This is a genomic window from Pseudomonas kribbensis, assembly GCF_003352185.1.
In the GTDB taxonomy this organism is placed as follows: Bacteria; Pseudomonadota; Gammaproteobacteria; order Pseudomonadales; family Pseudomonadaceae; genus Aquipseudomonas; species Aquipseudomonas kribbensis.
This window is the reverse complement of the sequence record NZ_CP029608.1, coordinates 2,347,291-2,363,078: the sequence shown is the minus strand read 5'-3', so window position 1 is coordinate 2,363,078 and position 15,788 is coordinate 2,347,291. Positions and strand designations below refer to the sequence as shown.

The window sequence follows — 15,788 nt, the reverse complement described above, 5'->3', positions numbered from 1 at the left end:
TGACACCCCGCCGAACCCACTACACCGAAGAACCGCTCACCGCCCCTTCGCCAACTCCATAATCATCCGCGACAACAGATAAATCCGCGGCGCCACGCTCTCCACCTCCGCGTACTCCTCCGGCGTATGAATATTGCCGCCAACAATCCCGAACCCGTCCAGCGTCGGCGTACCCACCCCGGCCGACAAACTCGCATCCGCCGCCCCGCCGCTGCCCTCCTCGGTCAACTTGCGGCCAATCTCGCCGTAAATCCCCTGAGCCATCGCCATCAAACGATCCGACTCCGCCGTCTGCGGCATCGGCGGCAAGCCGCGCTGCAACGACGTTTTCACTTCGGTATCGGGAATCAACTTGTCCTGCGACACCCGCGCCAGATCCTTCTCGATCCGGTCGAACTCCTCCGGCACCGCCGCCCGTACGTCAGCCTTGGCCGTGGCCTGATCCGGGATCACGTTGGTGCGGTCGCCGGCCTTGAGCACGGTGAAGTTGATGGTGGTTTTCTTCGCTTCGTCGCCGAGCTTGCCCAGTTGCAGGATCTGATGCGCCGCTTCCATCGCCGCGTTACGCCCCAGCTCCGGCGCGACACCGGCGTGAGCAGCCTTGCCCTTGACCTCGACCAGCGCGGTGGCGCTGCCCTTGCGCCACACCACCAGACCATCGGCCGGACGGCCCGGCTCGAGGTTGAGGGTGACGTCATGAAGCTTGGCGGTTTTCTTGATCAGGTCGGTGGCGACCTCCGAGCCGGTTTCTTCGCTGGCGTCGAGCAGGAAGGTGATTTGCGCGTAGTCCTTGAAGTCGAGGTTCTTCAGAATTTTCAGCGCGTAGATGCCGGCGACGATCCCGCCCTTGTCGTCCATCACCCCCGGCCCATAAGCGCGGCCGTCCTTGATGGTGAACGGTCGCTCGGCGGCGGAGCCTTCCTTGAACACCGTGTCCATGTGTGCCATCAGCAGGATTCTGGCCTTGCCGGTGCCTTTGAGCGTGGCGAGCACGTGATTGGTTTTTTCCGGGGTGTTGGGCACCAGTTCGATGGTTGCACCAAGTTTTTTCAGCTCGTCGATGGCGATTTCGCTGACTTGTTTGAGGCCTTTTTCATCGCCGGAACCGGAGTCGATATTGACCAGCCGCTCCAGCAGTTTCAGGGATTCGGGTTTGTATTGTTCGGCGCCGGCCAGCACCTGTTTGTGCGGTTCGGCGAAGGCGTCAGCGGCTGCGAAAGAGAGGGTCAGGCCGAGGCCGGCGGCCAGCAGGGAACGAGGGAATTTGAACGTCATGAATCAATCCTTGTTTCGTGTCGGGTACTGAACCGTACCTGACATCGCCGCAAGGCTCTATCCCGGATGCGACACCCCATCCGTTCAAACCGAACCCAGCACCTCGCGCCGTGGCTTGTCGTCATTGCAACAGATCACCCGGTTGCGCCCGGTTGCCTTGGCTTCGTACAGCGCCTGATCGGCGTCATTAAGCCAGCGTGTCGCATCGCCGTGAGCCGGATCGAGTGCGGCCAGTCCGATGCTCAGGCTGACTTTCAACGCCGGATTCTGCTCGTAGACCAGAAAGGAAAAACGCTCGCGCAAGGCTTCCATCACCTGCGCCGCATTGAACAGCGGCAAGTCCGGCAGGATCACGCAGAACTCGTCGCCGCCGTAGCGCCCGGCCACGTCGGCCATGCGCAGGTTCTGCTTGAGCATCTTGCTCAACTGGCGCAGGACGATATCGCCGGCCACATGGCCGTAGGTGTCGTTGATCGCCTTGAAGTGGTCGATGTCGATCAGCGCAATCGCCGCGCCTTTTTGCTGGCCTTTGCAGCGCAGGAATTCGATGTCCAGTTGATCCTTCCAGGCGCCGTGGTTGAGCAGACCGGTGAGGCTGTCTGTACGGCTCAGGGCCAGCAATTCACGTTTCTGCACACCCAGAGTGTAGGCCTGACGAAAGCAGATCCAGCCCAGCGCCAACGGATACAGCATCAACAACGGCAGACAGGCATACATCTGCGCCGGAGTGGTCGCAGGGATGAAGGCCGGGGCGAACACCACCAGCCCGACACCGACGCCAAGCAACTGCGCCGCCGACCCTGCCAGCAGAAAGCGCAGACCGCCGATGGCAACGTTATTCATCGCCATCATCGAAATGGTCGTGGCACTGGGCAGCGGATTGAATTGCATGGCCGCGACCCAGAGGCCGCCGAGGAAGGCATCGATCAGCAAGTTGCGGTGTTCGGCGTGGTAGGGGACTTTCGAGCGTCGTGCCCACTGATACGCCAGGTGTGGCCAGACCAGGCCGTTGAACAACATCAGTGCCCAGACCCAGGCCGGGGGATCGAGCGGATACATCGCGACGCTCACGCACAAAAGCCCCAGGACCAGCCCCAGGGTTCGCGATGTGTAAAGCCTCCTGACCAGTGAAAGTCCCTTTCCTCCCGTTCTTCCCATAAGGGCCTCGAGTACACCGCAAAAGGATGTGCTCGGAGTCTAACAGGGCAACGTTAAATAGCCATCACCGGCCAGCGGCCGGCAGTCTCCGACCCCGCGGCCTGCCATTTACGGCACACGGCAGGCAAATGATTGGCTATACATGAAAGGAAGAAAATGGAAAAAAGACTCTAAGAAGGAGGCCCATGCAGACCTATCAAGTGTTGATCATCGGCAGCGGGTTTGGCGGCCAGTGCGCGGCGGTCAATTTGCTCAAGGCCGGCATCGACGATTTTCGCTTGCTGGAGCGGCGGGACTTTTTCGGCGGCACCTGGTGCCAGAACACCTACCCCGGCGCGGCGGTGGACGTGCCGTCGCCGCTGTATTCGCTGTCGTTTGCGCCCTACCCGTGGACGCAGATGTTCGCCGGTCAGGCCGAACTGCATCGCTACACCGAACACGTCATCGAGCGTTTCGGCCTGCGCGAGCGGGTGGAACTGCAAGCCGATGTCGAGCACATCGAGTGGGATGAAAACGAAAAGCGCTGGGCCGTACACACCGGCGCCAAGGGCACCTATTACGCGCAGTTCGTGATCAATGCCACCGGACCGCTGAGTCAACCGGTCGTGCCGCCCTTCCCCGGTCAGGATCACTTTCAGGGCAAGACCTTTCATACAAACAATTGGGATCACAGCTACGACTATCGCGGTAAACGCGTAGCGATCGTCGGCAGCGGTGCCAGTGCCGTTCAGGTGATCCCGACGATTGCGCCGGATATCGCGCACTTGCACGTCTTTCAGCGCACCCCCCATTGGGTGCTGCCGCGCCCCGACCGAAAGTTCGGACGTTTCCAGCGCTGGCTGCTGGGGCTGAAACCGGCCTGGAAGCTGCTGCGCTGGCTGATCTATTGGCAGTTCGAAACCCGGATCATCGCCTTCAAATATTCGAAACCGGCGATTCACATGGTGCAGAACCAGGCGCTGAAATTTCTCAAACGCCAGGTGACTGACCCCAAGTTGCGGAAAAAACTGACACCTGACTTCACCATCGGCTGCAAAAGGGTATTGCTCTCCAACACCTATTATCCGGCGCTGACCCGGCCCAACGTCACCTTGCACAGCCGCGAACAAGGTATCGCCGCCCTCGATGAAACCGGCATCCTCACCACGGATGGCCAGCACATCGACGTTGATCTGATTGTCTGGTCGACCGGTTACGACGCTACCGATGGCGTGATTTCCTACCCGGTCAGCGGAAAAAACGGCGTAAAACTGCGCGATGTCTGGGCGCAATACCCACGTGCCTACCTCGGCACCAGCCTGCCGGACTTTCCCAACCTGTTTATCGTCACCGGGCCGAACACCGGCATCGGCCATACCTCGGCGCTGTTCATCATCGAATCGCAGATGAACTACATCCTCGACTGCATCCGCACCGTACAGGCCAAAGGTCTGCGCAGCATCGAAGTTCGCCCCGAAGCAGAACGTACCTACACTCAGATGATTCACCGGGAGATGGAGCGCACGGTCTGGAAAACCGGCGGCTGCCACAGTTGGTATCAAAGCAGGAGCGGTCATGTGATCGCGATGTTTCCCGGCTTCAGTTTCAGCTACCACCGCTTGACCCGGGCGCTGAAACCGGCCGACCACATTCTGTCTTGAACAAGGAAGACCCACGATGCTTTTGCTGTTTGTCGCCCTCGCAGTTTTCGTGGCCTGGAGCTGGTTGAGCTACCCGGCGGTCGGTCATTGGCTCTACGACCTGAGCGCGGCCCTGGAGGCCAGGTTGTATCGGCTGCACAAGATTGAAGTGCCGATTGCCGAAATGACGGTGTCGACCTGGCAAGGCGGGCCTTACGAAGCGTCGAGCAGCATTCTGATGCTGCACGGCTACAGCGCCGAAAAGAACCTGTGGCTGCGCTTCGCCCGGCACTTTGTCGGGCAGTATCGGGTGATCATCCCGGACCTGGCCGGTCACGGCGAAACCGGCTTCAAGGCCGGTGGCGGCTACGACATTCCGGTTCAGGCCAAACGCATGATTCAGCTGCTCGACGTCTGCGGCGTCGAGAAAGTCCACGTGATCGGCAACTCCATGGGCGGTTACATCGCCGCGTGGCTGGCGGCGACCTACCCGGATCGCATCGCTTCGGTGGCGCTGATCGACCCGGCCGGCGTCACCGCGCCCGAGGCCAGCGACATGGAGCGTCACCTGGCCCGTGGGCACAATCCGTTCCTGATCAATTCCCGGGAAGAATTCCGACACTTCTATGCGATGACCATGGCCTCGCCGCCGTGGGTGCCCGGCCTGGTGCTCGACGCCATCGCCCAGCGCTACGAGCAACAACGTGACGAACTGGAAGAGATCTTCCGGGACTTTCGCGCAAGTCCGCCGATGGAACCGAAGTTGCCGGACATCAAATGCCCGGCGCTGCTGCTCTGGGGTCGCAAGGACCGGTTGATCGATGTCAGCAGTGTGCCGGTGTGGAGCAAGGGCATCGCCAATCTGCGGGTGGATGTGTGGGACGGCGTCGGGCACATGCCGATGGTCGAGCAGCCGACGAACACGGCGCGTTTGTATCGGGAGTTCCTGGGGGAAAACTCACGCGCAGACAGGTAAACGGTCAGTCGTTGGCAGAATGAAGTTCGTAGGATTCTTCGTTTGCCCGCGTCGGCGAAGGCTGCGATCTTTTCCTCCATCCTTTACGTGACCGTGCCAGGAATTTTTTTCATGACCGTGCAGCCGTTCGTCAGCCCCGACCTGATCCGCCAACGCTTCTCCAAAGCGATGTCCGACATGTACCGCGAAGAAGTGCCGCTGTACGGCGCCTTGATGGAACTGGTGGAGCAGACCAACCGCGAAGTGCTGGCCCGCGAGCCGCAGATCGCCAGTCAACTGCACAGCACCGGCGAAATCGAACGACTGGACATGGAGCGCCATGGCGCGATCCGCGTCGGCACCGCCACCGAACTGGCCACCCTCGCCCGCCTGTTTGCGGTGATGGGCATGCTACCGGTGGGTTATTACGATTTGACGCCCGCCGGGGTGCCGGTGCATTCCACGGCGTTTCGCGCAGTGCATGAAGATGCGCTGCAGGTCAGCCCGTTCCGGGTGTTCACTTCGTTGTTGCGACTGGAATTGATTGAAGATCCCGAGTTGCGGGCCTTCGCGCAATCAGTGCTGGATCAGCGTTCGATCTTTACGTCAGAGGCATTGCGCCTGATTGAACAGGCCGAAGCCGTTGGTGGACTGACTGAGTCCGAAGCCGGGGAATTTGTCCTGCAAGCGCTGGAGACTTTTCGCTGGCACCACAGCGCCACCGTCACCGCCGCGCAGTATCAGACCCTCAGCGCCCAGCATCGTCTGATCGCCGATGTCGTGGCCTTCAAGGGCCCGCACATCAACCACCTGACACCGCGTACTCTGGACATCGACATCGTTCAGGCGCAGATGCCGCTGCATGGCATCACGCCCAAAGCGGTGATTGAAGGGCCACCACGCCGGCAGCATCCGATCCTCCTGCGCCAGACCAGTTTCAAGGCGCTGGACGAGCCAATCGCCTTCACCGACCAGACGCAAACCCGCGGCAGCCACAGCGCTCGCTTCGGCGAGATCGAACAACGAGGTGCGGCGCTGACACCCAAGGGCCGGGCGTTGTACGACCGTCTGCTGAATGCGGCACGAGAAGAGTTGGGTGACTTCCCCAACGAAGCCAATGCCTCACGCTACAACGCGCTGATGACCCGGCACTTCAGCGAATTCCCTGACAGCCTCGAAGGCATGCGCGAGCAGGAATTGGCGTATTTCCGTTATTTCCTGACAGACAAAGGGCTGATGGCGGGTCGTCCCGCTGAGGTTTCGCTGCAAGCTTTGTTGCGCGACGGCTATGTGAAAGCCGAACCGCTGGTGTACGAAGATTTCCTGCCGGTGAGTGCGGCGGGGATTTTTCAGTCGAACCTGGGGGACGCCGCGCAGACGCACTATGGCGAGCATTCCAACCGGCAGTCATTCGAACTGTCGCTGGGACGTTCGACCATCGATGAACTGGGCTTGTATGCCGAGACTCAACGGCGTTCGATCGAGGAATGTTTGAAGGCGCTTGCCCGATAACGCGACGAAGCGGCACCTGGCCATACTGCGCAAGAAGTTGCGCAGTTCCCCGTAATAAAAACCCCATCAGAATCGCTACAGCCCTTGCACATCAAGGGCTGCAGCCAAGTGCGCAAGAAGTTGCGCAGTACTGCGCAACTTCTTGCGCACTTTTTGCCTGAAATGCAGGTTTTTTCGCCCAGGAAACAGTTCCCTCTGTGCCATATCCTTGATCTACAAGGCTTCTGAAAAACTGGCACGCTCTTTGATAACAGTCAGGCACCCACCGGGCGATTTCGCCTCCCGGGCACCCTAACTTTATCCGCAAGGAGCACCTCCCATGGCAACACCAGCGTACATGTCGGTTACCGGCGAAAAACAAGGCCTGATCACTGCCGGCGCCTTCACTGCCGACTCCGTTGGCAACACCTACCAGGAAGGCCACGAAGACCAGGTCATGGTTCAGGCTTTCACCCACGACGTGATCATCCCGCGTGACCCGCAATCCGGTCAGCCAACCGGTCAGCGCGTGCACAAGCCAGTTGTGATCACCAAGGTCTACGACAAGGCTTCGCCTCTGCTGCAAGCCGCTCTGACCTCGGGCGAGCGCATGAGCGAAATCGTTATCCAGTGGTACCGCACTTCGGCTCAAGGCACCCAAGAGCACTACTACACCACCAAACTGGAAGACGCGATCATCGTCGCCATCAACAACAAAATGCACAACTGCCAGGATCCAGGCAACGCGCACTTCACCCACCTGGAAGAAGTGCAGTTCACCTACCGCAAAATCACCTGGACCCACGAAGTATCCGGTACTTCGGGTTCCGATGACTGGCGTGCTCCAGTCGTTTAATTACGGCTGATCGTTTCAAGCATCGGCCAGCTCTGCTGGTCGATGTTGTTTACGCCCCTCCAGAATTTCGCGCACGTTGATCCGCCTGGCGGTCATCAACGCGCGCCGCTGTACAGCACGAGGAACAAGGGATGTTCGCGCCGGCCAATGAAACCCACTTTGCCCTGACCATCGAAGGGCTTTCCGCCGATTTCCAGGTGTTTACCCTCACCGGTCGGGAAGCCATCAGCCAGCCGTTTGCCTTCGAGGTGGAGCTGGTCAGTGAGCAGCCGTCGCTGGACCTCGAAACCCTGCTGCACAAACCGGCCTTCCTGCAGCTGTCGCCCGACGGCAGCGGCATCCACGGCCTGATCGACCGCGCCGCGCAAGGCGATTCCGGCAAGCGCCTGACGCGCTACTCCGTGACCCTGCGCCCGCAACTTTCGTACCTGGCGCACCGGATCAACCAGCGGATCTTCCAGAACCTCAGCGTGCCGAAGATCATCGGCAAGGTCCTCGAAGAACATGGCATCCAGGGCAACGCCTATGAATTCCAGACCGGTTCGATCTACCCCGAGCGCCTCTACTGCGTGCAGTACGACGAATCGGACCTGCATTTCATCCAGCGCCTGTGCGAAGAAGAAGGCATTCACTACCACTTCCAGCACAGCGTTTCCGGCCACAAACTGGTGTTCGGCGATGACCAGACGGTGTTCCACAAACTCGCGCCGGTGGCCTATCAGCAGGACTCCGGCATGGTCGCCAGCGACCCGGTGATCAAGCGCTTCGACCTGCGCCTGGAAACCCGCACCAGCCGCACCACCCGCCGCGACTACGACTTCGAAAAACCGCGCATCACGCTCGAAAGCGAAAACCGCGGCGACGCCCTGCCCGACCTCGAGGACTACGACTACCCGGGCCGTTTCGTCGACCGCGAGCGTGGCAAACACCTGGCCAAACGCGCCCTCGAACGCCACCGCAGCGACTTCCAGCTCGCCGAAGGCAAGAGCGACCAGCCATTGCTGGTCAGCGGCCATTTCCTCGCGCTGAAAGAACACCCAAAGGCCAAGTGGAACGACCTCTGGCTGCTCACCGAAGTCCACCACGAAGGCAAGCAGCCGCAAGTGCTGGAAGAGTCGGTGACCAGTGACACCACCGCGCTGAAGGACGATTTCCATCAGGGTTACCGCAACCGCTTCCAGGCCACCCCATGGGACGTGCCAAACCGCCCGCCCCTGCGCCACCCGAAACCGCGCATCCTCGGCAGCCAGAGCGCCGTGGTCACCGGCCCGCAAGGCCAGGAAATCCACTGCGACGAATACGGCCGCGTCAAAGTCCAGTTCCACTGGGACCGCGACGGCTTGGCCGACGACAAGACCAGTTGCTGGCTGCGCGTCTCCAGCGCCTGGGCCGGCGCCCAGTACGGCGGCATCGCCATCCCGCGCATCGGCATGGAAGTGCTGGTCACCTTCCTCGAAGGCGACCCCGACCAGCCGCTGATCAGCGGCTGCCTGTACCACAAGGAAAACACCGTCCCCTACGCGCTGCCGGCGAACAAGACGCGCACCACCTTCAAGACCCTGAGTTCGATGGGTGGCGGCGGTTTCAACGAACTGCGCATCGAAGACAAGAAAGGCCAGGAACAGATCTTCCTCCACGCCCAGCGCGACTGGGACGAAAACATCGAACACGACCAGAAAATCCGCGTCGGCAACGAACGCCACGACGTCGTGGAAAAGAACAGCTACACGGAATTCAAGGCCGAAGAACACCACACCGTTTACGAAGACCGCAAAGTCGAAGCCCGCGCCAACGACCACCTCACCGTGGGCGTGAACCAGCACATCAAGATAGGCACCGGGCAATTCATCGACGCGGGGCAGGAAATTCACCTGAGCAGCGGGATGAAGGTCGTGCTGGAGGCCGGGGCTGAGCTGACGCTGGTCGGTGGCGGCAGCTTCATCAAGATCGATGGCGGCGGCGTGACCATGAGCGGGCCGGCGATCAACATCAACTCCGGCGGTGGGCCGGGGAGCGGAACGGGTGCGGCGCCGTTGATGCCGGGCGTGCTGAAACAGGCCGATGCCGATAAGGCGGGTGCTGTGCTGACGCCGGCGCAGATCAATACGCTCAAGCGTAATGCGCCGTTTTGTGAAGAGTGTGAGAAGTGTAAGGCAGGTGCCTGTGCCATCTAATCGACTGACACCCAAGGATTGGCTGGCACAACAGCCGTTGCAGAAAGACGAACGTCTGTATCTGGTCATCAGCGCCGCGAGCGATGCCGAAGCGCTCAAGGCCTTGTATCAGAGCGAACCGTCCGTCCAGGCCATTCCCGTCTGGGGCGGAACGCCTTACTCCACCTGGCAACCGGTGATGCCTTACGTCGCCGAACTCAAGGCCAACTCGGCCTTCCTGCCCTGGATCACCGAGACCGACGCCCTCGACTGGGGCTGGCTGGCGGTCTCCCGCTCCGAACCCAACGAAGTCTTCGAACACCTGCGCAGCCTGACTCAGGTGAAGATGCCGGACGGGACCGAGGTGTTTTTCCGGTTCTGGGATGGGCGGCATATCTATCCGATTCTTGAAGGGTTGGGTGAGACAGCCGGGGAGGTGCTGCCGGTGTTTGAGCGGTATCTGATCAATGGTCGCAGTCTGGATGTCGGACCGAGGGTGGTGCCGAAGGTGAGGGATTGGCCGTGGTGGGAGGTGCCGAAAGATTTGCTGGACAGCTTGATGGCCGAAAACCCGTCGACCGTGATCGGCAACATGATGCAGTGGCTGCTGGACGAACATGCCGACCTGTACTTTTCGTTCCCGGAATCGAACCTGCAAAAGAAAGTGGCGCGCTTCGTAAAACGCACGCCACTCACGGAAGAAAATTTTACCGGCCTGCTGAAGGCCCATCTGGAAAGTGAGGTGGCTGTATGAGCATTTTGATGGGTGAGATTGTTGCCAATCTCAATGCAAAACAGCCTGATGCTCAGGCCATCATCAGCGATTTCAAAAAGTGCCTGAAGGATTATCGCGAGCATGCCGAAGCCTGGTACGGCGGCATTCTGGATGCAGAGCAGCAGTTCAAGGTCGGTGACGAAGTCGGCACCGCAGACAAGGACAGTAAAAAGGCCAATACCCTTTATGCCAATTGCCCTGCCAACGGCAAACTGAAGCTGGTTCACAGTTTCGAATCTGCGCGTTTTGTCCCTATCGGCAATACGCCGGTGCGACTGGTGCCGGTGGAGGATGGAAAGCTCTACGGCAAGAACGAAGTCGGTCAAGCGATCAACGCCAAAATCGGACCCAGCGGGATTCTGGAGGTCACAGGCCTCAAACCACACCAACAATACGAAATCACTTTCTTCCCCAACCCCACCAAGGCTCAGATCGACAGCCTGTTCAACTCCTATCAAGGCGTGATCGGGGATTTGAGCGGCTGGCTGCAAACCGAGTGGACCACCGATTTTCTGCCGCTCTGGCAAGCGCACACCAATGCATCCATGGGTGGACGGGCATTGCAACAGCTGGAGTCGGCCTGGAAAGGATTCCTCAAGGCAATCATGGGGCTGTGGGGGGACATCAAGAGCCTCTACGACCTGGTTGCGCATCCTCGGGAAAACTACGAGAAGCTCAAAAAATTCTTCACCGAAGAACAGATAAAGAAGATCTATAACGCTTCGAAAGAAGCCATCCAAACAGCACTGCTGATCGCCAGTGACGAGCCACTCATGTGGATCTACGTCGCGGCTATCGTTGCGTGGGTCAAGATGCTGCCTCCGCAGACCTGCACTGAGGTCTTGTCGGAACTGACCACGGAAGTGCTGCTGAACATCCTGATCGGTATCGTCTTGACGGGCGGGATCGGTCTGGCCGTCCGTATCGGCACCAAAGGCCTGAATGCCGCAAGAAACAGCGGCAAGGTCATGAAGCTGATCGAAGACTTCACCTCGATGCTGATGAAAATCAGCAAAAAGAATGCGACAGGCCACGCCGATACCGCAAAGCCCTTGATGCTCAACGGCAACTCGCCACTCAATCAGGCGCGGAAGGCAAGTATCGAAATCGCGCCTCCAAAACCCGCAGAAACCGCCACACCACCGAAGAAAAAGCCGCCTGTCTCGGGTGGGGCCGTGGAGACGGATGCGCAGGTTCATGCACGCGGCAAGAAAGAAAACAGCACCCGCGCCCAACAACAGGAGAAGGTAGACAACGCTCCCGATCAATCGAAGAACCCGGCCGATAAACCCGCTCAGTGCGCCGATAAAACCTGCACCAACGGTGAACCGGTATCGATGGTTACCGGCGAGGAATTGCTGACGCTCACTGACGGTGTATTGGGTGGTCTGCTGCCGATTGAATGGACGCGCCTCTACCGCAGCAGCGCGGTTGAAATCGACGGACGTCTCGGCCATGGCTGGAGCCATTCCCTGTCCCATCGTCTGCAAATCAACGATGAAGGCGTGCTGTGGACTGATAACGAAAACCGTCAGACCTGCTTCCCGATGCCGACCGAACAACGGCCAGCCATCACCAACAGCCTGGCTCAAGCAGCCATTTTTCTGGGCGAGGCACCGGGTGAACTGATCCTCACCCAAGCAGGGGCAAAACCGCGCTTTTATCATTTCCGCGCAGACCGCCTGACGACGATCAGTGACTCGTACGGAAATCAGGTGCACGTCAGTTATGACCTGGTCGGTCGAATCCAGCGCATCGATAACGGTGCGGGGCGTTCCTTTCTGTTGCGCTACGACGACCGCCATATCGTTGCCGTGGACCAGCAACAACAGCGTTCCGAGTATGACGAGCGCGGTGAGCGCCAGGACCCGTGGCTGACCATTCAGACCCTCGTCACCTATCGCTACAACGCTCGCAATCAATTAATCTCGGCATCCAACGCTGCAGGCGAAACCGAGCATTACCGCTATAACGATCAGCACGTCATTCTTGAGCGGCAACTGGCCGGTGGCGCCAGTTTCTTCTGGGAATGGGAACGTGAAGGCAAGCTCTCCCGCTGCGTACGACATTGGGCCAACTATTCCCAACTGGAAGCTCGCTACGAGTGGGATGACAAAGGCACGGTGACGGTTCACAACGCAGATGGCAGTGAACAGGTTTATGTGCACGACGAAAATGCCCGCCTGATCAGCGAAACCGCTGCCGATGGTGCAGAAACGCAAAATGCCTATGACGATGACGGACGTCTGGTTGCTGTAAAAGATCCAATGGGGGCCATCACCGAGTATCAATACAGCGATGCCGGACGATTGATGGCTGTCATCCCGCCGGAAGAAGAACCGACCCACTACAACTATTTCGATGGCCAACTGATTGAAGTCAAACGTGGCAAGGCCCGTTGGCAATACGACCGCAATCGACAAGGCGACATCACCCAGCAAATCGACCCGCAGGGCAACGAAACCCACTACAGCTACGACCGCCAGGGCCGCCTGCTGGAAATTCGTCACCCCGATGGCAGCCGCCATCAACTGGGCTGGAACAATCTCGGCCAATTGCTGGAAGAACGCCTTCCGGACGGTGGTCAGCGCAAGTATCGCTACGACGCACTCGGACGCCAGATCACCCGGCAGGACGAATTCGACGCCATTACCCATTATCAATGGGACGCCGTCGACCGCCTGACCCAGGTCACCCTCCCCGGCGGCGCCACCCGGGCCTTCACCTACAACCCGTACGGCCGCGTCACCGCCGAACGCGACGAGCTCGGCCGCATCACCCGATACGAATACGCCGACAACCTGCATCTGGTCAGCCGCCGCATCAACCCCGACGGCAGCCAGTTACGCTATCGATACGACAACGCGGGCCTGCTGCTCACTGAAATCGAAAACGAACGCGGCGAGCATTACAAACTCGACTACTACTCGAACGGCTTGATCCAGCAGGAAACCGGTTTCGACGGCCGCCGCACCGCTTACGAATACGACCTCAACGGTCAATTGCTGAAGAAAACCGAATTCGGCGACGACGGCAGCGAACTGGTCACCGAGTATCAGCGTGACGCTGCCGGACGACTGCTGGTGAAAACCCTCGCCGATGGCGAAGAGATTCACTACAGCTACGACGCTCTGGGCCGTCTAGTGAATGTCGACGACGGTCACTGGCCGCTTGCCTACGAATATGACGTGCAGGATCGCCTGATCACCGAGCATCAGGGCTGGGGCACCACGCGCTACGAATACGACAGCGTCGGACAACTGAGTCACTGCCGCCTCCCCGACGGCAGCACACTCGACTACCGTCATCTGTCAGGTGGGCGCCTGAGCAGCATCGACCTCAACGGCTCACGCCTGACCAGCCACCAATTCAGCGCCGGTCGCGAACAGCAACGCCAGCAGGGCCTGTTGCTCAGCCAATACCAGTATGACGAACAAGGCCGCCTGCAAGCGCACAGCGTCAGCCAACGCGAGAAAAACCTTTTCCAGCGTCGCTATAACTACGACGCAAACGGCAACCTCGCCGGCATCGACGACAGCCGCAAGGGCAACCGCAGCTTCCACTACGACCCGCTTGATCGATTGACCAGCGTACGTGGCGCGACACCGGAAACCTTCGCCCACGACCCGGCCGGCAACCTGCTCGGCCAGAACAACGAAGGCACCGCCAACCTCGCCAACGTCAAAGGCAACCGCCTGATGATGCAGGGCGACCGCCATTACGATTACGACGCTTATGGCAACCTGATCCGGGAACGTCGCGGAACCGGCCAGAAACTCGTCACCGAATATCGCTACGACTGCCAGCACCGCTTGATTAGCGCCAGCCTGCCGGGTGGCAGCACTGCATCCTACAAATACGACGCCTTTGGTCGCCGAATCGAGAAAACCGTCGACGGCCACACCACAGAGTTCTTGTGGCAAGGCGAACGCCTGATCGCCGAAAGCGGCGACAACCGTTATCGCACCTACATCTACGAACCCGGCAGCTTCCGTCCGCTGGCCATGCTTGACGGCGAAGGCCCGCGCAAGGCAACGCCGTTCTACTACCAGCTCGATCATCTGGGCACACCCCAGGAACTCACTGACTACAGTGGCGAGATCATGTGGTCCGCGAATTACCGCGCGTACGGCAACCTCGCTGCGCTGGACGTCAGTGAAATCGATAACCCGTTGCGATTCCAGGGTCAGTACTTCGATGCGGAGACAGGCCTACACTACAATCGTCATCGCTACTACAATCCGGGGACGGGGCGTTTTTTGACGCAGGATCCGATCAAGCTTGCGGGAGGGTTGAATAACTACCAGTACGTATCAAATCCTACTGGCTGGGTTGATCCTCTGGGGCTCCATCAGTGTCCAGATAATCTAGGTAGATACTTAGACAAACCAGCGAATACTGATGGGTCTCTTAATATTGGTGCGGGCTCAAATCCAATTGAAGGTTATTACAACATTGACATTGACCCCAAAACACCCGGAGTACATGCCGGTAATGCCACAGATTTGTCAGGCATAAAATCTGGTTCGCAGAGCCACATCAACATGGACAATCCCTATGGCTTTGACCCTTTAAACCCGGAGATCCTAAGAGTGCTATCTGAAAATGGACAGATAACCATCACCGGCAGTGCTTACGCCAACAAATATATAAAAAAATCACTCAAAAGAATTGAAGAGCTCGGACTTAAAATTGTGTCACAAACAAAAGTTGATCCAAAGGGGTTCAAGACCATCGAAGGCGAGCAAATCGGATCCAAATCACTTGATCGGTTCATTATCGAGAGAGCAAAATGATTTTTTCAATTGATATCACAGAGTGCTTTGGCGCGATCGACTCCGATAACGCAGGCGGGATTATAAGCTATATCAGCATCCCCCCCATCGAAAACCCTCAGGAAAAATTTCGCCTTAAGCTATCAAACTTCGTACTTAACTTGATCGACGAGCCCGTCATCGCCTCGATCAACAGGCAGAATTCAACATTTTTGGAGAACATGACCGAAGACGGCTTCCTTATAATAAAACAAGCCAGCATTTTCTTTGAGTCAATAAAAGGCTACGAAAAACTACTACGACTATTAAACCAAGATCACGGATATTTAATCCACGAGCGCTACGGCCAAAAATTAAATACGGGAGATAAGATTTACGACATCAGCGGAAGACTTTTTTCGACTCCGGAGCTCTTAATTAACTTCGCATTCATTTCACCCAATACTATAACACTTGAATTTAACTCATCAGACTACACATACATAGAAAGCTACCCCGAGCTTCAAAAATCTTTAGAAAATTTAAATTCAAGAGAAAGACCTACTCAACCACCTCTCACAGGCCTATTCGACCCCACATATAGCAACACTCATACAATTAGCAACTTTGACGCTGGCTATCGAATTTACAATAAATAATTACCACGCGATCACAACGGGGAGCAGATTCATTTATTTTTCGTCGATGAAAATAAATCTGTCCCCTTTTCACTAGCGACCCACATGGTGATC

At 58.3% G+C, this 15,788-nt stretch carries 10 protein-coding genes; 8 read left to right on the top strand and 2 right to left on the bottom strand.

Going from position 1 to position 15,788, the window contains the following annotated elements; translation table 11 throughout:
• Positions 1-36: 36 nt before the first annotated feature.
• Complete coding sequence (locus DLD99_RS10900; protein WP_114882187.1) at positions 37-1,275, bottom strand: M20/M25/M40 family metallo-hydrolase; 1,239 nt, start codon at positions 1,273-1,275, stop codon at positions 37-39.
• Between the two features lie 84 nt (positions 1,276-1,359).
• Positions 1,360-2,433: a diguanylate cyclase gene (locus tag DLD99_RS10895; protein WP_114882186.1), complete on the bottom strand. Its 1,074-nt coding sequence runs from the start codon at positions 2,431-2,433 to the stop codon at positions 1,360-1,362.
• A gap of 185 nt (positions 2,434-2,618) precedes the next feature.
• Between DLD99_RS10895 and DLD99_RS10890 the strand changes: the two genes are divergently transcribed.
• The 8 genes from DLD99_RS10890 to DLD99_RS10855 all read left to right on the top strand — a co-directional run bounded on the left by DLD99_RS10890 (position 2,619) and on the right by DLD99_RS10855 (position 15,695).
• Entirely contained in the window at positions 2,619-4,073 is a 1,455-nt protein-coding gene (locus DLD99_RS10890) for a flavin-containing monooxygenase (protein WP_114882185.1), read from the top strand.
• Positions 4,074-4,089: 16 nt separating this feature from the next.
• A complete protein-coding gene (locus tag DLD99_RS10885; protein ID WP_114882184.1) occupies positions 4,090-5,028 on the top strand; it encodes an alpha/beta fold hydrolase in 939 nt (312 codons plus the stop codon).
• Positions 5,029-5,139: 111 nt separating this feature from the next.
• Positions 5,140-6,519, top strand: a complete 1,380-nt coding sequence (hglS, locus tag DLD99_RS10880) for a 2-oxoadipate dioxygenase/decarboxylase HglS (RefSeq protein ID WP_114882183.1) — start codon at positions 5,140-5,142, stop codon at positions 6,517-6,519.
• A gap of 319 nt (positions 6,520-6,838) precedes the next feature.
• Entirely contained in the window at positions 6,839-7,354 is a 516-nt protein-coding gene (locus tag DLD99_RS10875; protein ID WP_007949952.1) for an Hcp family type VI secretion system effector, read from the top strand.
• A gap of 131 nt (positions 7,355-7,485) precedes the next feature.
• Complete coding sequence (locus tag DLD99_RS10870) at positions 7,486-9,528, top strand: type VI secretion system Vgr family protein (RefSeq protein WP_114882182.1); 2,043 nt, start codon at positions 7,486-7,488, stop codon at positions 9,526-9,528.
• A complete protein-coding gene (locus tag DLD99_RS10865; protein WP_114882181.1) occupies positions 9,518-10,261 on the top strand; it encodes a DUF4123 domain-containing protein in 744 nt (247 codons plus the stop codon). Before DLD99_RS10870 ends, DLD99_RS10865 begins: the two co-directional genes overlap by 11 nt.
• Entirely contained in the window at positions 10,258-15,078 is a 4,821-nt protein-coding gene (locus DLD99_RS29625) for an RHS repeat-associated core domain-containing protein (protein ID WP_425273007.1), read from the top strand. Before DLD99_RS10865 ends, DLD99_RS29625 begins: the two co-directional genes overlap by 4 nt.
• The gene (locus DLD99_RS10855) at positions 15,075-15,695 is read left to right on the top strand and encodes a hypothetical protein (protein ID WP_114882180.1); all 621 of its coding nucleotides are present in this window, start codon (positions 15,075-15,077) and stop codon (positions 15,693-15,695) included. Before DLD99_RS29625 ends, DLD99_RS10855 begins: the two co-directional genes overlap by 4 nt.
• The last annotated feature ends 93 nt before the right edge of the window (positions 15,696-15,788 follow it).